Source organism: Actimicrobium antarcticum (assembly GCF_039536745.1).
Taxonomy (GTDB): Bacteria; Pseudomonadota; Gammaproteobacteria; order Burkholderiales; family Burkholderiaceae_D; genus Actimicrobium; species Actimicrobium antarcticum.
This window is the reverse complement of record NZ_BAAAZE010000014.1, coordinates 213,727-232,835: the sequence shown is the minus strand read 5'-3', so window position 1 is coordinate 232,835 and position 19,109 is coordinate 213,727. Positions and strand designations below refer to the sequence as shown.

15 protein-coding genes are annotated in these 19,109 nt (G+C 60.2%); 10 read left to right on the top strand and 5 right to left on the bottom strand.

Annotation, left to right across the window (positions count from 1 at the left end; all coding sequences use genetic code 11):
• Nucleotides 1-2: 2 nt before the first annotated feature.
• The 5 genes from ABD720_RS17800 to ABD720_RS17780 all read right to left on the bottom strand — a co-directional run bounded on the left by ABD720_RS17800 (nt 3) and on the right by ABD720_RS17780 (nt 7,611).
• Nucleotides 3-2,717: a sensor domain-containing phosphodiesterase gene (locus tag ABD720_RS17800; RefSeq protein WP_344765388.1), complete on the bottom strand. Its 2,715-nt coding sequence runs from the start codon at nt 2,715-2,717 to the stop codon at nt 3-5.
• 216 nt (nt 2,718-2,933) lie between these two features.
• Complete coding sequence (locus tag ABD720_RS17795) at nt 2,934-3,707, bottom strand: iron-containing redox enzyme family protein (RefSeq protein ID WP_344765387.1); 774 nt, start codon at nt 3,705-3,707, stop codon at nt 2,934-2,936.
• 206 nt (nt 3,708-3,913) lie between these two features.
• A complete protein-coding gene (locus ABD720_RS17790) occupies nt 3,914-5,587 on the bottom strand; it encodes a methyl-accepting chemotaxis protein (protein ID WP_344765386.1) in 1,674 nt (557 codons plus the stop codon).
• Between the two features lie 112 nt (nt 5,588-5,699).
• Nucleotides 5,700-6,173 carry a cache domain-containing protein gene (locus ABD720_RS17785; protein WP_344765384.1) on the bottom strand — a complete coding sequence of 158 codons (474 nt, stop codon included), beginning with the start codon at nt 6,171-6,173 and terminating at the stop codon, nt 5,700-5,702.
• A gap of 373 nt (nt 6,174-6,546) precedes the next feature.
• Nucleotides 6,547-7,611, bottom strand: a complete 1,065-nt coding sequence (locus tag ABD720_RS17780) for an MBL fold metallo-hydrolase (protein ID WP_344765382.1) — start codon at nt 7,609-7,611, stop codon at nt 6,547-6,549.
• 124 nt (nt 7,612-7,735) lie between these two features.
• Here ABD720_RS17780 and ABD720_RS17775 point away from each other — a divergent pair, with 124 nt between their 5' ends.
• From ABD720_RS17775 to bioB, 10 genes are all read left to right on the top strand, one after another.
• On the top strand, nt 7,736-8,176 hold the full coding sequence (locus ABD720_RS17775) for a MerR family transcriptional regulator (protein ID WP_344765380.1): 441 nt from the start codon (nt 7,736-7,738) through the stop codon (nt 8,174-8,176).
• A 110-nt stretch (nt 8,177-8,286) separates the two neighbouring features.
• Nucleotides 8,287-9,471: an isovaleryl-CoA dehydrogenase gene (locus ABD720_RS17770; RefSeq protein WP_344765378.1), complete on the top strand. Its 1,185-nt coding sequence runs from the start codon at nt 8,287-8,289 to the stop codon at nt 9,469-9,471.
• Nucleotides 9,472-10,212: 741 nt separating this feature from the next.
• Nucleotides 10,213-12,018 carry a bifunctional isocitrate dehydrogenase kinase/phosphatase gene (gene aceK, locus ABD720_RS17765; protein ID WP_344765376.1) on the top strand — a complete coding sequence of 602 codons (1,806 nt, stop codon included), beginning with the start codon at nt 10,213-10,215 and terminating at the stop codon, nt 12,016-12,018.
• 14 nt (nt 12,019-12,032) lie between these two features.
• A complete protein-coding gene (locus tag ABD720_RS17760; protein ID WP_344765374.1) occupies nt 12,033-13,214 on the top strand; it encodes an acetyl-CoA C-acyltransferase in 1,182 nt (393 codons plus the stop codon).
• Nucleotides 13,215-13,216: 2 nt separating this feature from the next.
• Complete coding sequence (locus ABD720_RS17755) at nt 13,217-13,891, top strand: SDR family oxidoreductase (protein ID WP_344765510.1); 675 nt, start codon at nt 13,217-13,219, stop codon at nt 13,889-13,891.
• A 43-nt stretch (nt 13,892-13,934) separates the two neighbouring features.
• Complete coding sequence (locus ABD720_RS17750; RefSeq protein ID WP_344765372.1) at nt 13,935-15,065, top strand: acyl-CoA dehydrogenase family protein; 1,131 nt, start codon at nt 13,935-13,937, stop codon at nt 15,063-15,065.
• A 65-nt stretch (nt 15,066-15,130) separates the two neighbouring features.
• Nucleotides 15,131-15,526: a YchJ family protein gene (locus ABD720_RS17745; RefSeq protein WP_344765370.1), complete on the top strand. Its 396-nt coding sequence runs from the start codon at nt 15,131-15,133 to the stop codon at nt 15,524-15,526.
• A complete protein-coding gene (locus ABD720_RS17740) occupies nt 15,520-17,127 on the top strand; it encodes a carboxyl transferase domain-containing protein (RefSeq protein WP_344765509.1) in 1,608 nt (535 codons plus the stop codon). Before ABD720_RS17745 ends, ABD720_RS17740 begins: the two co-directional genes overlap by 7 nt.
• A complete protein-coding gene (locus tag ABD720_RS17735) occupies nt 17,127-17,918 on the top strand; it encodes an enoyl-CoA hydratase/isomerase family protein (protein ID WP_425548003.1) in 792 nt (263 codons plus the stop codon). Before ABD720_RS17740 ends, ABD720_RS17735 begins: the two co-directional genes overlap by 1 nt.
• A gap of 31 nt (nt 17,919-17,949) precedes the next feature.
• The gene (gene bioB / locus ABD720_RS17730; protein ID WP_344765368.1) at nt 17,950-18,972 is read left to right on the top strand and encodes a biotin synthase BioB; all 1,023 of its coding nucleotides are present in this window, start codon (nt 17,950-17,952) and stop codon (nt 18,970-18,972) included.
• Nucleotides 18,973-19,109: the final 137 nt, after the last annotated feature.

Below are 19,109 nucleotides of genomic sequence, written 5' to 3'. Positions count from 1 at the left end.
GTTTATGCCATGCCAACGCGCTGATCTTGCTGCAGCAGGATACTCAACTGGTCGAACGGAAGCGCCGGGCCGACTAGTTCACCTTTGATTTCGTCGCAATCGTTTGCCTTCAGATACGCCAGCTGTTCGGCGCTGCGTACACCTTCTGCCATCACGATCAGGTTCAGGCTGTGCCCTAGCGAGATGACCGACCGCGCAACGCGTGCCTGCTCCGGATCACCGCCGATGTCGTTGACCAGCGACGCAGCTATGGTCAGTCGATCCAGTCCAAATCGTGGCAAATACGCCAGGCTCGAATAGCCTTTGCCGACATCATCGGCGGTCAGCTGCAGGCCGCACTCCTTCAATTCGGCGAGCAGTGTGATCGACGCGTCCGGGTTTTGCATGAGCAGGGTTTCGGTCACATCGAGTTCGAGATAGCGTGCGTCCATGCCCGACATCGTGATCGCGTGGTCGATGACCTTGCGCAAGCCGGCCGAATTGAACTGCGAGTCGAAAATTTTGACGCCGACGCGGATCGGGCGCAGGCCATTTTTCTGCAACGCCTTGTTGTCCAGACAGGCGCGATGAATCATCCATTCACCGATGGGCACAATCAGGCCGGTCTGTTCGGCCAGTGCGAGAAATTCGGCGGGCTCGACCGCCTTGCTGTCGGTCGGTGTCCAGATCAGCCGTGACTCGGCACCGACGATAAGCCCGCTCTTCAGATTAAACAGCGGTTCGTATTCCACCTGAAATTCGTTATTTTCCAGAGCGTGTCGTAACCGGGTCTCCAGCGTGATTCGATCGAGGACTTTCTGGTTGACCTGGCTGGTATAAAACTGAAACGTGTTGCGTCCGCTTTCCTTGGCGCGATACATCGCCACGTCGGCAAGCCGCAGCAGGGTGTCGCTATCAAGACCATCGCGCGGATACAGGCTGATCCCGATGCTGCAACTGACCTTCATGGTCTGTTGACCGACCATGAAGGGCAGGGCGATGGCACGTAACAGGCGCTGCATCAGGAACGCGACATTGTCTTCACCGGCCTGTTCCGTGAGGACAAACGCGAACTCGTCGCCGCCATAGCGCGCCACCGTATCCTGGGCACGGATGCAGGCCTTCAGGCGATCGGCTACCGTCCGCAGCACTTCGTCGCCGGCATGGTGTCCGTGCCGGTCGTTGATGAGCTTGAAATTGTCAAGATCAACAAAGCCCACGGTGACGATTTTTTTATGGCGCTGAGCATGAATGATGGCCTGGCGCAGACGATCCCTGAGCAAATTGCGGTTCGCCAGATGGGTTAGCGCATCGAAGTTGGCGCGATGTTCCAGTTGTCCTTCATACAGCTTCATTTCGGTCACGTCATTGAGCACGCCAACAAAATGCATGACGATGCCGGCATGATTGCGCACCGGTGCGATGTGCACCACATTCCAGAACAACTCGCCGTTCTTGCGGTAATTGCGCAGGACCGCGCTGCCTTCGGTCTGGGCCCGCACGGCCTGACGCAAATTGTCCAGTTCGGGTTGTTCGGTATCGTCGCGTTGCAGGACACTGCAATTCCTGCCGAGGATATCGGCGTTGGCGTAACCGGTCATGGTCTCGAAAGCCGGATTCACATATTCGACGCGGGAATTCAGGTCGGTGATGATGACGGCATTCTGGCAAGCCTGCATCGCCCGGTTGCGCAACTCGAACGCTTCTTCGGAGCGATAGGTTGCGCTGATGTCAATGCCCATGCCGGACAGGTAGGGCTGGCCTTCGATTTCCACGCGCGCGCTGGCCAGATAGTACGGAATTTTGACGCCGCTCCTGGTCATCAGGTTGGCCTCGAAATCGGCACTGCCTTCCTCGAATGCGGTCTCGATCTTGCCCTGCACGACCGCTTTCAATTCGTCGGTATCAAAAAAATCGATGGCACGGCGATGCTGGACTTCATCATGCGAGTAGCCGGTAACCTCTTCGACACGCTTGTTCCAGCCTGCCAGGCACCCTTGCGCGTTGATGATGAAAAAAATCCCCGGAAAGTCGGTGTCGAAATACTGCGACAGCTGGATGCCGTCGATCGTTGCATTGGCTTTCGTGTGCATCAGATAATAGGTCGCTTCGACCGATCGGCGCAATTCGGCCAGGGTGGCCTCGATATCGCCGTGTGCCTGCAGCAGCAAGCCCTGGACATCATCACGCTCGGCAATCACGGCTTCCAGTTCGACGATATTGCGGCGCAGTTCCAGCAGTGCCTCGATTTGCCTGGCCAGCATGCCAAGTACCGCGCTCTGTTCGGCCGACAAGGTGCGTGGCACTTTGTCGATGACGCACAGAACACCGATCGCATGCGCTTCACGGGTGCGTATCGGCGCGCCTGCATAAAAGCGAATGAACGGCGTTCCGATGACCAGCGCCTTGTCGCAGTAGCGCGGATCCAGCAGCGTGTCTTCGATGATGGTGATGGCAATGTCATTGCTGGCGATGACATCGTTGCAGATCGAATCGGTACGGTTGATTTCATCAATGTGCCAGCCTGACCTGGCCTTGAACCATTCCCGATGCTCGGCGACGAAGCCGATGAACGCGGTGGGTGCCGCGCAGACGAGCGCCGCCAGTCTGCAAATATCGTCGAAGCGGGCCTCCGGTTCGGAATCAAGGATCCGATATTTGTCCAGTGCGTCGAGGCGACTGCGTTCAGCGGTTTCCGATGTCTGCGCTGTCTCTGCGGGCTCTACTTGGGGATGCAAAATGATTCCTCCTTGCCTGATCGTCACCGCCAGCAACCGGTACTGCATCACGTACATCCGGAACAGAACACCTGCGACGAAAGTAGCATTCGCAAGGGCACGGCTTTTGATTTCGGACAAGTGCCGTCGGCGTTGTCATCCAGATTGCGCAAACGTTGCATGGCGGACTGACTTCACCGTGGCGGGAGCGTGGTCATGCAACGCTGGTGAATCTCCTTATTTTTTGGGTTGGGCAAGGCATTGGTCCAGCGACATGGTCATGTAGTCATAACTCTGCCCGACACGCAGTTCGAGCAAGCTTTGGTAGCTCGGTATGGCGACGTTGCCGATCAGGGTGCAGATGATATCGAGCGCTTCCCAGGGATGGGTGTCGTCGTACCGGGCGTGGATGTTCAGCCAGCGCATGGCCTTGTGGCGTACGTCCTGATCGAACGTGTTTTCATACACGGTCGATGCGCACACCCGCGTCGACCACTCACCCGTCGCGCCTTCGATGGCCAGGTTGGTGGCGGCCATGCTGGTGGCCAGCGAATCACGTTCGCAGGTATGCCAGCAACTATGGCTCAGGGCCAGACTCTCGATTGGGGCCGTGACTGTCAGCAACTCTGCGCGCGCGACACCGCATGCGGTGGCCCAGTTCACCCAGTGGTCGGCGTGGTTTTGCTCCACGCGAATATTGTGCAGCAGGTATTTGCGGGCGAGGTCTTCGCCGCGCGAGCGGCCATAGCGGATCTTGCATAAATTGACGGCCATGTACTGCGGAAACTGTTCAATGACCGGCCAGCCTGCAATCAGAAAATTGCGCATGGCACGCGATGGCAGACGACCCTCTTTCATCATCGCAAAGACGTCATGGTGGACGACCTGGCGCTTTTTTTCCTGCGTCGCCTGCAGGATGTTGCGGGCCCATTGCGGGTAGCTATTGATGTCGGTTAACCCGGATTGCCTGATGAATTCTTCTTGCACGGTATGCCCCTTGACAGTGATCACGGATGCAACGAGGTTGCCTGTCTGTGACACGACAAGAGCGCAAACAATTCGGCAAAAACAATTATTTTTTCGCAGGTAGGCAGAGGTAACCGCAGAGGTAACCGAATCCGTTTTCCGTCCGCATTGTTTTCAGGAATTAAACGGCATTTTCTTTGCCAGAATCGTCTGCCACCGCGACGGTCGGTAGCGACGGCGGCGGTGGCACGTCAGAACTGTTCCCAATCGTCGCTGGCATCCTGCGGCACCAGTTTGCGCTGGGTGGCTGGTGCTACCCGGGATGCGCGTGCCGGCGGTCTGGCTTGCAGTCGCTGCACCGGTGGCGCGACTGCCGCAATCCGGTCGACCTTGAAGACACTCACCACACCGGCCAGCGAGGCGGCCTGGTCATGCATCGATGCCGCTGCAGCAGCGGCCTGCTCGACCAGCGCGGCGTTTTGCTGGGTGACATGATCCATCTGGCCGATAGCCTGATTGACCTGTTCAATTCCGGTGCTCTGTTCCTGGCTGGCGCGCGCGATACGGGCCATGATGTCGGTCACGCTATTGACGCTGGTGACCACCTGGGCCATGGTGCTGCCGGCCTGGTTGACGAGCTTGCTGCCGGCGTCGACTTTCTCCAGCGAGTCGCCGATCAGGGCTTTGATTTCACGGGCCGCAGTCGCGCTGCGTTGTGCCAGGTTGCGGACTTCGGCGGCGACGACGGCAAACCCGCGGCCCTGTTCACCGGCCCGGGCAGCTTCCACGGCAGCGTTCAATGCCAGGATATTGGTCTGGAAGGCAATGCCATCGATGACGGCGATGATGTCGACGATCTTGTGAGCCGACTCGGTAATGGCACCCATGGTACGAATCACGGCTGCCACCACGGCACCGCCCTGCACCGCGACGGCCGATGCGCTGGCTGCCAGCACATTGCCCTGGTGCGCATTATCGGCATTCTGTTTCACGGTCGTGGTCAGTTCCACCATCGACGAAGCCGTCTCTTCCAGCGCGGCAGCCTGTTGCTCGGTGCGCGAGGACAGATCGAGGTTGCCTGCCGAAATTTCACTCGATGCCGTGGCGATGGTGTCGGTGCCCGTGCGTACTTCGGCGACGATGTTGGCAAGGCTGTCGTTCATTTCCTTGAGCGCGTGCAGCAGTTCACCGATCTCGTCTTTGCCGCTGACAACAACCTGGGCTGACAGGTCACCGGCGGCGACCCGGCGTGCCACTGCGACCGCATCGCGCAGCGGGTGGGTGATGCTACGGGTAAGAACCCAGGCACAGATCAGACCGATCGCCAGCGCGATCACGCCGATCGTTCCCATCAGCAGACGCAACGCATTGCCATCGGCGACGGTCGCATCGAGTGTTTGCTGGGTCGCCACCAGTTGGAGGTCGACCAGCTTGTTGATGTCGGCCAGAATCAGCCGGCTAGGGGGTTCGATGTTGACCGCGATTACCTTGGCCGCGCCCTCGGCATTGAATGCCAGCGCTTGTCCGATGGCTTCTGAAAATGATGCCTGGATTTTCTGATCCAGCACTTCGATGTTCGCGAGGATATTTTTTTCACTATCCGACAGGCCGGTGGCGGTCAGCTTGTCGCGTGCTGCAACATAGCGTTTGCGCTGCTGCGTGGCGCGCTCGGCTTCCTCCTGCATGGCGGTTACTTCCGACTGCAGACCCACGTTGCGCATGGCAACTGCACCTTCCAGCAACGCGCTTTTCATGGCAACAGCCAGATTGGCTTTGGTGTTGGTGGCCGTGAGGTGGGTCGTCATCCGATCGCGGTTGCGTTCGCTGATCGTGCCCACGGCAACGATGACCAGTACCAGCATCGCCAGCGTAATGCCGAAACCGATGCCGAGCCGCGCGCCGATGCGCAGATTATGTAGATTCATGTTGCCTATCCTTGACTGCGACATTGACTTGCTCGAACGTGTCATTCGCTTGCGAGTGCATCTGCACGGTCAGCCTGCCGGGAGCGCAGGTTGACCGGTCTGGTTCGAACGCTTACTTCGCCGCCAGATAGGTGCCGACGCAGACCATGGTGTCGCCAGCGCCCTGCTCGCAATAGGATTTCTTCTGTTCGATCAACTTGGACTCGGCGTTGTTGAACTTGTAGGGACCGTACCAGCCCTTTTTCTTGGTCTTGACCGTATCGATCATGCCCTTGATAAACGCATTGCCATCAACGTCCTTCATCGCGATCAGGTTTTTGCCCACCATTTTCGGATTGGCGCCCTGTGCGATGCAGTTACCTTCAAAATCGTAGACAAAAATGTACAGGTCGCGATCCTTGAAGGTGCCATCCGGATGCTCGGTAAACGCCTTGTAGGCTTTCTCGGGCCCAGCCGACTTGATCAGGGCAACGGCCTTGCCGACCATCGCCTGTGCTTCGGCTTCCGTGCCGCGTTCGGCAGCACCGGCATGCGCGGCAAATAACAGGGGCAAGGTCAGGACGGCGACTTTGAAAAGGGATGTCATTTTTTCTCCAGCGTCAACACACAACAAAAGGGCTTACAGGCTCGCTGACCATGACCATCGTTCAGGCGATACCTGCACGAAAAGCAATGCGGATTGTTAAATTCGCGTTGCAGGAACAAGAATCCATTTGCAATAGTAAGCTCTAAAGTTTTATTTTGGAATTATTTCTCAGTTGCAATTTCGCGCTAACCGTCCGTGATTTTCCGGGTAAACAACGCTGTCAACGTGATGCCGAGATCAAGGTCGACGGACGGTGATCTGATGACCCGTGTCAACTGCAATGGTTCCCCGAGCAGGCTGCTGCGCGCGTTACCAGGCAGCGATCGGGTTGGCCGTTCTCAGCCCGATAGATTTATCCGGCACCGAAGTGATGTCACGCCCGCACGAACCGGTAGACGCCATCCGTACCCGTGGTCCGCCGCAAGACCCCGTCAAACCAGAGCTTGTGCAAATGCGCCAGTGCCTCGCCCAGCGCAAACGTCAGCTGGTGTGCATCCAGCGCGCGCGGAAACATCATCGGCACGATCTGCGCTGCCGATTGCGGCGTCGCGCAGGCCTCCACCACTTCCGCCAGTCGGGCGGCATGATGGTCATTGAGCTGGCGGATACGCACGTCGAGTCCGCGAAACGGTTTGCCATGCGAGGGCAGCACCAGCGTCGTGGCCGGCAGGTCGGCGAACTTCGCCAGCGAGTCCAGATATTGCTGCACCGGATTGGCTTCGGGTTCGATGGCAAATACCGACACGTTGGTAGAAATCCGTGGCAGCACCATGTCGCCTGCAATCAGCACTTGCAGGTCTTCGCAATACAGCGACGCATGTTCCGGCGAATGGCCGAAACCGCTGATGACGCGCCACGCATGGGTACCAATACGCACCGACTGGCCCTCCTGCAAGCGGGTGTAGGCCAGCGGCACGGCGGGCACCAGCGTCGGGTAATAATTCTTGCGACCCTGCAGTTGCGCCAGCAGCGCGGCATCATCGAGTCCATGCCGCTGGAAGTGCGGCAGCATCGCCGTGCCATCCACACCCGGCAGGCCGGCCGACATCATCCGCGCAAAACCGTATTCACCAGCGGTCATCCACAGTGGCGCCTGCCAGCGATTGCACAGCCAGTCAGCCAGACCGACATGGTCCGGATGACAATGCGTGGCCAGCACCCGCAGGATCGGCAAGCCGCGCAGGCCGGTGGCAAAAATCACTTCCCAGGCGGCGCGTGTGGCGTCATCGGCGATCCCGCAATCGATCGCGGTCCAGCCTTTGACGGGACCGTGCTCGCTGTCGAATTCATCTTCCAGCAGCCACAGGTTGATGTGATTCAGGGCGAACGGCAAACCCATCCGCAACCATCGCACGCCTGCGGCAACATCGCGCAATTCGCCGCTGGCGGGCAAGGTGTCGGCGAACGGATAATCGAGCTGGGCTTCAAGAGAATTCATGGCGGATTTTTCTGTAAAAAGAGGCATGACTGCGGAGCGTGTCGTCGCCTACAATGATTGACGTTAACGTAAATCGAACCGGCTAATTCTAATCGTAAAACTTGCCTTCCCAAAACTAGCCACCATGTCCACCTACACCATCACCGAACTCTCGCGCGAATTTGACATCACCCCGCGGGCGATCCGTTTCTATGAAGACCAGGGCTTGCTCAGCCCGACCCGCGAAGGGGCCAGCGGGCGCATCCGCGTCTACACCGCACGTGAACGCACGCGCCTGAAACTGACGCTGCGCGGCAAGCGGCTCGGCCTGACGCTGTCCGAAATCAAAAGCCTGGTCGTCATGTACGAGTCGCCAAAAGACTCCGCCGCCCAGATGAAACATTTTCTGACCGTGCTGGCCCGGCACCGCGAAACACTCGAAATGCAGCGTGAAGATATCGACGTCACGCTGGCCGAAATCACGGCGCACGAACTGCAATGCCGCAAGGTGCTGGAAGGCCGCTCGATCAAAAAAGCGGCGCGCAAATCCGGGCAGCTGCCAGCACAAACAGACCCGCTGGATTGACGTTTACGTTAACGTCAATTAACTGTACTATTTGCAACCTGATCCGGGGCCAGCTTCACTGACTTGCAGTTGACCCTGACTTCGAACCCAACCGATAACCCGAGGACGCCATGCTCCACCTGCCCGGCCTGACATTTGATCACGGCGACGACATCGCCGCCCTGCGCGACACCATCCAGCAATTTGCCGCCGCAGAGATCGCGCCGCGTGCCGGCGAGATCGACCGCAATGACCAGTTCCCGATGGACCTGTGGAGAAAAATGGGCGACCTCGGCGTACTCGGCATCACCGTCGACGAGGAATACGGCGGCACCGGCATGGGCTATCTGGCGCACATCATCGCGATGGAAGAAATCTCGCGTGCCTCGGCCTCGGTCGGTTTGTCGTACGGCGCGCATTCGAACCTGTGCGTGAACCAGATCAAGCGCAACGGCAGCGCCGAACAAAAAGCCAAATACCTGCCGAAGCTGGTCAGCGGCGAATTCATCGGTGCGCTGGCGATGTCGGAGCCGAACGCCGGTTCCGACGTGGTCAGCATGAAATTGCGGGCCGACTGGAAGGGCGACCGCTGGGTTCTGAACGGCACCAAGATGTGGATCACCAACGGACCGGATGCCGATGTGCTGGTGGTGTATGCCAAGAACGACCTAGAAGCCGGCGCGCGCGGCATGACCGCGTTTTTGATCGAAAAGAATTTCAAGGGGTTCTCGGTGGCCCAGAAACTCGACAAGCTCGGCATGCGCGGTTCGCATACCGGTGAACTGGTTTTTGTGGATTGCGAAGTGCCGGCCGAGAACGTGCTTGGCGGTCTGGGCAAGGGCGTCAATGTGCTGATGTCGGGTCTCGATTACGAGCGCTCGGTGCTGTCGGGCGGACCGCTCGGCATCATGCAGGCGTGCATGGATGTGGTGATGCCGTATATCCATGAGCGCAAGCAGTTCGGCCAGCCGATTGGCGAGTTCCAGCTGATGCAGGGCAAGATCGCCGATATGTACTCGACCATGATGGCGTGCAAAGCGTACGTGTACGCGGTCGGTCAGGCGTGCGATCGGGCGCACACGCCGGAAGCGGTGCGGGCGTTGCGCAAGGATGCGGCGGGGGCGATTTTGTACTCGGCGGAGAAGGCGACCTGGATGGCCGGGGAGACGATACAGGCGCTGGGCGGGAATGGGTATATCAATGATTATCCGGCTGGGCGGTTGTGGCGCGATGCGAAGTTGTACGAGATCGGGGCGGGGACCAGCGAGATTCGGCGGATGTTGATCGGGCGGGAGTTGTTTTCGGAAACTCGGTAGGGTGGAGGGGGCGGTGATTGCACCTGTGCATGTTGGGTCAGGCTTCGCAGCGCAACGCGTGCTTCGGCTCTGTCGGGTGGGCTGCGGGGGCCAATGCGTGCTTCGGCTTTGTCGGGTGGGCTGCGGGTGCCAACGCGAGCTTCGGCTTTGTCGGGTGGGCTGCGAGGGCCAACGTGTGCCTCGGCTTTGTAGGTTGGGCTGCGAAGCCCAACATGCGTCAAGCTTCCTGTGCGGTCCTTCGGTAACTGAAACGGGTTGTGCTCCGTGGGGCCAAGCCGGGGGCGGCCCGGCAGCCGGTTACTTCTTTTTGCTTCGCCAAAAAGAAGTAACCAAGAAAAAGGCGACCGCAAGACCGCTGCCCTTCGGGTTCCCAAATATCGTGTCCGGTCAGGGGGAGGGCCGCAAACTCGCTTCGCTCAGACAGTGCGGCCCTCTTGTCCCCTGCCCGGACACGATATTTGGCAGCGATCTTTTTATGCGGAATTCTACGGCCACTTCAAAGACAACGGCCACTTCAAAGACAACCGCCACCGCCACCGCCACCGCCACCGCCACCGCCACCGCCACCGCAACCGCAACAATGCGTCGTCGTAGGTTGGGCTGCAAAGCCCAACATCCCCACGCACAACGATCACCTGCCATCACGTCATCCGATACTCGCCGCACTGGCACGCTCACATCCCCGGCCACCGCTGCACGGCGCTACACTATCGTCCCCGCCTGCACCCTCCGGAGTTTCCCATGACCGTGGCTTTTCCCAAACTGCTGTCGTCGCAAATCGCGTTCGATATCGCCCGCACGATCCTCGATGGTTTCGACAAGCATTACCGCTTGTTCCGTGCCACCAGCCTGGATGCGAAGCGGCATTTCGAACGTGGCGCGTGGCAGCTGCAGCAAACCCGGTTGCGCGAGCGGATTGCGTTTTACGACAAGCGGGTCGTCGAGTGCGTGGCGATACTGGAAGACGAATACGAGGATGGTGAACTGACCGACGCGGTCTGGCGCGAGGTCAAGCTGCATTACATCGGATTGCTGACCGATCACAAGCAACCCGAACTGGCCGAGACGTTTTTCAATTCGGTCTGCTGCAAGATCCTGCACCGCGCGTATTTCCATAACGATTTCATTTTCGTGCGGCCGGTGATTTCAACCGAGTACATCGAGACCACCGACCAGACCCCGACCTATCGGGTGTATTACCCGGTTCGGGACGGTCTGCACACCACCCTCAAGCGCATGGTGGCGGACTATCAACTGGATTGTCCGTTTGCCGATCTGGATCGCGATGTCAGCCAGATCGAGTTGCGCCTGCAGCAGATGTTCGGTGCGGCCCAGCCCGAGCTGAACCAGCAGATTCAGGTGCTGTCGAGCCTGTTCTATCGCAACAAGGGCGCGTACATCGTCGGTCGCGGGATTAACGGTCATCGGGAAATTCCGTTCGTGATTCCGGTTCTGCACAATCGCAAACGCGAGCTGGTGCTTGATACCGTGCTGTTCGATCCGGCGATGATTACCGTGCTGTTTTCATTTACCCGCGCGTATTTCATGGTCGATATGGAAGTGCCGTCCGGCTATGTGCAGTTCGTCCGGTCGATGCTGCCCAAAAAACCGCGCAGCGAAATCTACACCATGCTCGGCCTGCAAAAACACGGCAAGTCGCTGTTCTACCGCGACTACCTGCAGCACCTGAAGCATTCGTCCGACCGCATCGAAATTGCGCCCGGCATCAAGGGACTGGTGATGGTGGTGTTTGCGATGCCGTCGTTTCCGTATGTGTTCAAGGTCATCAAGGATGCGTTCCCGCCACCAAAGGAAACCACGCCCGCGCTGGTGCGCGAAAAGTACGTGCTGGTGAAGAATCATGACCGGGTTGGCCGCATGGCCGATACGCTGGAATATTCGGATGTGGCGTTTCCGCGCGCCCGTTTCGATGACGACTTGCTGGCCGAACTGAAGCTGGTCGCACCATCGCTGATCGAAGAAGAAGGCGACACCATCATCGTTCATCACATGTACATCGAACGGCGCATGATCCCGCTCAATATCTGGCTCGGCAATGCCGAGAAATGCGGCGACGAAGCCGCAGTCGAACATGGCATTCTGGAATACGGCAACGCCATCAAGGAACTGATCCGGGCGAATATTTTTCCGGGCGATATGCTCTACAAGAACTTCGGCGTGACCCGCCATGGCCGTGTGGTGTTCTACGATTACGATGAAATCGAATACATCACCGATTGCCATTTCCGCACGATCCCGCTGCCGCGCAATGAAGAGGACGAAATGTCGGCCGAGCCGTGGTACCCGATCGGCAAGTACGACGTCTTCCCGGAACAGTTCGGCACGTTTTTGCTGGGCAATCCGACCGTGCGTAAATATTTCATGAAGCACCACGCTGACCTGCTCACCGCCGCGTACTGGCAAGGCCACAAGCAACGCATCCTCGATGGCCATGTCGATGACGTGTTTCCGTATCCGCAGGAACTGCGCTTCAGTTACAAACCGCCAATCTCATTCACCACAACCCCCGCAGCGCACGCTGCCTGAACAGGAGAACCAACATGCAAGATCCTATCGTTATCGTCGGTGCCGCACGTACGCCCATGGGCGCCTTTCAGGGTGATTTTTCAACGGTCTCGGCCAACGACCTCGGCGCTGTCGCGATCCGCGCTGCCATCGAACGCGCCGGTATCAGCCCGGACCTGGTCAACGACGTAATTTTCGGTAATTGCCTGATGGCCGGACAAGGCCAGGCACCTGCGCGCCAGGCAGCCATCAAGGCCGGCGTCCCGGTGTCAGCCGGCGCCGTCACGCTGACCAAGATGTGCGGTTCGGCCATGCAGGCCACGATGTACGGCGTTGATTCGCTGCTGGCCGGCACCAATGATGTGGTCGTCACCGGCGGCATGGAGTCGATGACCGGCGCGCCCTATCTGATCCCGAAAGCGCGTAGCGGCTACCGCCTCGGCCACGCCATGATGTACGACCACATGATGCTCGATGGCCTCGAAGACGCCTATGACAAGGGCCGCTCGATGGGCACCTTCGCCGAAGAGTGCGTCGACAAATACCAGTTCACCCGCGCCGAGCAGGATGCGTTTGCGATCGCTTCGGTGCAACGTGCGCAAGCCGCCACGGCCGATGGCTCGTTCGCCTGGGAAATCGCTCCCGTCACCGTATCCGGTCGCAATGGCGATACCGTCATCGACAAGGATGAAGGCCCGACCAAAGCCCGGATCGACAAGATCCCGACGCTGAAACCGGCCTTTAAGAAAGACGGCACCATCACCGCCGCTTCGTCGTCGTCGATCAGCGATGGTGCTGCTGCGCTGGTGCTGATGCGCGAATCGACAGCCAGGCAACTGGGCTGCACGCCGATTGCCCGCATCGTCGCCCACACCCGCCATTCGCAGGCGCCGAACTGGTTCACCACGGCACCGATCGGCGCGGTCGACAAGCTGTTCAAGAAAACCGGCTGGACTCTGCAGGATGTCGACCTGTTCGAAATCAACGAAGCCTTCGCTGCCGTGCCGATGGCCGCCATGCGCGAAATGGATATTCCGCACAGCAAGGTCAATATCCATGGCGGTGCTTGTGCACTGGGTCATCCGATCGGCGCATCGGGTGCGCGCATCATCGTCACGCTGCTCGGCGCCCTGAAAAAAACCGGTGGCAAGCGTGGCGTGGCGACGCTGTGCATCGGCGGTGGTGAAGCAACCGCCGTCGCCATCGAGATGGTATGAGCATGCAGACCGCCCTGATCATCGGTGCCTCGCGCGGCATCGGTTTCGAACTGGCGCGGCAGTACCGCGCCGACGGCTGGCGCGTGATTGCCAGCGTGCGCAAGCCGCAGGATGGCGCGCAACTGGAGTCGCTCGGCTGCGAGGTGGTGCAGCTCGATGTCAATGACGCGGCGCAGTGTGCTGCCTTCGGCAAAAAGCTGGCAACCGAAAAACTCGCTATCGGCATGATCAACGCCGGTGTTTACGGCCCGCGCACCGACGGGCTGGAGCCACCGACCGACGCCGACTTCGATGCCGTCATGCACGCCAACGTGCTGGGTGCGATGCGTTTGCTGCCGCTGGTCGGGCCGGCCGTGGCGCGGGCCAATGGCCGCCTGTCGGTCACCTCGTCGCGGATGGGATCGATCAGCTTGCGTACCAATGCCGGTGGCTGGCTGTACCGCGCCAGCAAGGCCGCATTGAATTCGCTGCTGGCCGATACCGCGCTGACCTTCGGTGCGCAAGGCGCGATTTGCGTCGCGCTGCATCCGGGCTGGGTGCGCACCGACATGGGCGGCGATGGCGCCGACCTGGCGGTGGCGGATAGCGCTGCCGGCATCCGCGCCACGTTGGCCGGTTTGACCAAAGCCGACAATGGCAAATTTTTCAATTACGACGGCGCACCGCTGAGCTGGTAACCGCAGCGCACCACGCCCATCCACAGCCACGATCGAGACCACCATGCACCTGAGCCCTGAACACCAGATGATCCGCGATGCACTGCGCAGCTTTGCGCAGGAACGCCTCGCGCCCAATGCCGCCCGCTGGGACAAGGAACATCACTTCCCGCAAGAAGAATTGCGCGGTCTGGCGGAGCTGGGGGCATACGGGGTCGCGGTGCCGGAAGCACTCGGCGGCGCCGGTCTCGACTACGTGGCGCTGGCGCTGGTGATCGAAGAAATCGCGGCCGGTGACGGCGGCACTTCCACCGTCATCTCGGTCAACAACTGCCCGGTCTGCAGCATCGGCATGATGTACGCCAACCCGGCCCAACAAGAGCAATGGCTGCGTCCGCTGGCGCAGGGAAACATGCTCGGCGCGTTCTGCCTGACCGAGCCGCATGCCGGCAGCGATGCGTCCAGCCTGCGTACCACCGCCGTGCGTGAGGGCGACGACTACGTCATCAACGGCGTCAAGCAATTCATCACCAGCGGCAAGCATGCCGACGTCGCCATCGTGCTGGCTGTCACCGACAGGGACGCCGGCAAGAAGGGCATCAGCGCGTTCTGGGTGCCGACCACTGCGCCGGGATACATCGTCGCCCGTCTCGAAGACAAACTCGGCCAGCATTCGTCGGATACCGCACAGATCCTGTTCGAGGAGTGCCGGATTCCCGCTGCCAACCTGATCGGCGAAGAAGGCCAGGGCTATCGCATCGCGTTGTCGGGCCTGGAAGGCGGGCGCATCGGTATCGCGGCGCAGGCCGTCGGCATGGCGCGCGCGGCGTTCGATGCGGCGCTGGTGTATGCCAAGGACCGCACCAGTTTTGGCAAGACGATTTACGAGCATCAGGCAGTGCAGTTCAAGCTGGCCGACATGGCCACGCAACTCGAAGCAGCGCGCCAGCTGGTCTGGCATGCCGCCAGCCTGAAAGATGCCGGCGTGCCGTGTCTGAAGGAAGCCGCCATGGCCAAGCTGTTTGCCAGCGAAATGGCCGAGCGCGTCTGTTCGGATGCGATCCAGATTCATGGCGGCTATGGCTATGTGACGGATTTTCCGGTCGAGCGGATTTATCGGGATGTGCGGGTATGCCAGATTTATGAAGGCACCAGCGATATCCAGAAAATTCTGATCGGGCGGGCGCTGGCCTGAACCGTTTCAACCTGCAGAGGCCAATCCGCTCACAGCGGCAAGACCCAAAAAAAGGAGACCACCCCATGAATGCCCAACCGGCTTGCCCCTGTGGCGGCCCCGACTATGCCAGCTGTTGCGGCCGTTACATCGACGGCGGCATCCCCGCGCCGGACGCCGAACAGCTGATGCGTTCGCGTTACACCGCCTACACCCGCAACGATGAGCAGTACATCGGCGCGACCTGGGCCGCCCGCACCCGTCCGGCCGATCTGGCCACCGCCGGCGACAGCACGCAGTGGCTTGGTCTGACCCTCCGCAACAGCAGCACCGATGGCGACAGCGCCATCGTCGAATTCGTCGCCCGCTACAAGATCAACGGCCGCGCCCACCGCCTGCACGAAGTCAGTCGCTTTGTGCGCGAGGAGGGATGCTGGTTTTATTTGGATGGCAGTTTTCCGGAAAGTACACCCGCATCATGATCCTCGAATCGAAACTCAATCCCCGCGCCGATGATTTCAAGGCCAATGCCGCAGCCATCCAGGCAGTGGTCGACGACCTCAAGCGTACCGTCGAAAAAATCGCCCTCGGCGGCGGTGACGATGCCCGCAAAAAGCATGTCGGCCGCGGCAAATTGCTGCCGCGCGACCGCGTGATGATGCTGCTCGATCCCGGCACGCCGTTCCTCGAATTCTCGCAACTGGCGGCGCACAATGTGTATGACAACGCTGCGCCCTCGGCCGGCATCATCACCGGCATCGGCCGCGTCTCGGGTCTCGAATGCGTGATCGTCTGTAACGACGCTACCGTCAAGGGCGGCACCTATTACCCGCTGACCGTCAAGAAGCACCTGCGCGCGCAGGAGATCGCCGACCAGAACAATTTGCCGTGCATTTATCTGGTCGACAGCGGCGGTGCCAACCTGCCGAATCAGGATGACGTGTTCCCCGACCGCGACCATTTCGGCCGCATCTTTTTTAATCAGGCCACGCTGTCGGCCAAGGGCATTCCGCAAGTCGCGGTGGTGATGGGGTCCTGCACCGCCGGCGGCGCGTATGTACCGGCCATGAGCGATGAATCGATCATCGTCAGGAATCAGGGCACGATTTTTCTGGGTGGTCCGCCGCTGGTGAAAGCCGCCACTGGTGAAGTCGTCACGGCCGAAGACCTCGGCGGTGGCGATGTCCACACACGGCTGTCCGGCGTGGTCGATCATCTGGCTCAGAACGACCTCCATGCGCTGTCGCTGGCACGCACCATCGTCAGTAACCTCAACCGCAAAAAAATCGCGCAGGGCGCGCTGCGCGCCAGCGTCGAGCCGAAGTATCCGGCCGACGAATTGTATGGCGTGATCCCGGTCGATACCCGCAAGCCGTTCGACATCAACGAAGTCATTGCCCGCATCGTCGATGGCAGCGAATTCGATGAGTTCAAGGCGCGCTACGGCACCACGCTGGTGTGCGGTTTTGCGCATATCCACGGCATGCCGGTCGGGATCATTGCCAACAACGGCATCCTGTTTTCGGAGTCGGCCTTGAAGGGTACGCACTTCATCGAACTGTGCTGCCAGCGCAAGATTCCGCTGGTGTTTTTGCAGAACATCACCGGCTTCATGGTCGGCCGCAAATACGAAAACGAAGGCATCGCCCGCAATGGCGCGAAGATGGTCACCGCCGTCGCCACCGCCGCCGTGCCGAAATTCACGGTCATCATCGGCGGCAGTTTTGGCGCGGGCAATTACGGCATGTGCGGACGTGCTTTCTCGCCGCGCTTTTTGTGGATGTGGCCGAATGCGCGCATCTCGGTGATGGGCGGCGATCAGGCCGCCAGCGTGCTGGCCACCGTCAAGCGTGATGGCATCGAAGGCAAGGGCGGCAGCTGGAGCGCCGACGAGGAAGAAGCCTTCAAGCAGCCGATCCGCAACCAGTACGAGCAGCAGGGCCATCCGTATTACGCCTCGGCGCGCCTGTGGGATGACGGCGTGATCGACCCGGCCGATACCCGCAAGGTACTCGGCCTGGGCCTGAGCGCGGCACTCAATGCACCGATAGCCGAGACCAAGTTCGGCGTCTTCCGGATGTGATGATGAGCGCCTATTCCACACTCCTCGTCAACCATGCCGACAGCGTCGCCACGGTCACGCTGAACCGTCCCGACGTGCGCAATGCATTCAATGACACCAGCATCGCCGAACTCACCACCGCGTTTCTGGAACTCGGCGCCAACGATACCGTGCGCGCCATTGTGTTGAACGCCAGCGGCGTCGCTTTTTGTGCCGGTGCCGACCTCAACTGGATGAAGCAGATGGCGGGCTACAGCCCGACCGAAAACCTCGCCGATGCGCAGTGCCTGGCCACGATGTTGCGCACAATTTACTTCTGTCCGAAGCCGGTGGTGGCCAGTGTGCAGGGCGACTGCTACGCCGGCGGCATGGGGCTGGTGGCCGCCTGCGATATCGCGCTGGCTGCTGATCATGTGAATTTTTGTCTGTCGGAAGTCAAGCTGGGGCTGATCCCGGCCACGATTTCTCCGTACGTGATCAAGGCCATGGGCGAGAATGCGGCTCGACGTTATTTTTTGACCGCCGAACGCTTTAATGCGGCCGAGGCCATGCGCATCGGTTTTGTCCAGCAAGCAGTTCCAGCCGACCAACTCGACGCCACTGTTGCTGCCATCGTCAAGGCACTGGTGTCGGCCAGTCCGCATGCCGTGCGCGAGGCCAAGCGGCTGGTGCGCGACATCGGTGGCGCACCCGTCACCGATGCGCTCATTGCCGACACCGCCGAGCGCATTGCCGCCATCCGTGCTTCGGATGAAGGCCGCGAAGGCGTTCGCTCATTTCTCGAGAAGCGCAAACCGGGCTGGTTAGCCTGAGCGTGACTCTCTCTTACAGGATCTGTATCCAATGACTTCCAACACAACTTCACACACGCTGGCTTTTCAGGCCGTCACACCGACCATCGTCGCCAGCACCTGGCCGGTCGAGGATGTGCTCGCACTCTTCAATCTGCCGTTTAACGACCTGCTGTTCCGGGCCCAGCAAATCCATCGCGAACACTTCGATCCGACTGAAGTCGAACTGGCAACGCTGCTGTCGATCAAGACCGGCGGTTGTCCGGAAGACTGCGGTTACTGCCCGCAAGCCGCACGCTATGACACCGGCGTCACTGCCCAGAAAATCCTGCCGCTGGCCACCGTGCTGGAGGCTGCCCGTCAGGCCAAGGCGCACGGGGCGACACGCTTCTGCATGGGTGCAGCATGGCGCGAACCGAAAGACCGCGACCTCGAACAGGTCGAAGAAATGGTGCGCGAAGTCAAGGCGCTGGGGCTGGAAACCTGCGCCACGCTGGGCATGCTCGGTGTTGGCCAGGCCGAAAAATTGAAGGATGCCGGACTCGATTACTACAACCACAACCTCGACACCGCGCCCGAGTTCTACGGCAACGTGATCTCGACCCGTGATTACCAGCACCGCCTCGATACGCTTGGTCGCGTGCGCGGCGCGGGCATCAAGGTCTGCTGCGGCGGCATCGTCGGCATGGGCGAATCACGGCTGCAACGTGCCGGGCTGGTGGCGCAACTGGCCAACCTGACGCCGTATCCGGAGTCGGTGCCGGTGAACCATCTGGTGCAGGTTGAAGGCACGCCATTGCACGGCACCGAAGCGCTCGACCCGCTGGAATTCGTACGCACGATTGCGGTGGCGCGGATCACGATGCCGACGGCGCGGGTGCGCTTGTCGGCGGGTCGGCGGCAGATGGGTGAAGCGGTGCAGGCGCTGTGCTTTCTGGCTGGCGCGAATTCGATTTTTTATGGCGACAAATTGCTGACGACCGGGAATCCGGAAGTCGAGGAAGACCAGGCCTTGCTGGCGAAGCTGGGGATGCGGACGCGGGCGACGAAGATCGAGGCGGAAGGGTGCCATTGAATGTTGTCGCGTGCTGTGTGACTTTTGCAAAAGGCGCACGCAGCGCGATGGTCGTGCACTCCGGAATCCGCCAGCGGGGTCAGAGTAATTTTCGCGGAAAGGCATCGCGAAAAAAAACTCTGACCCCGGTGGCTGGC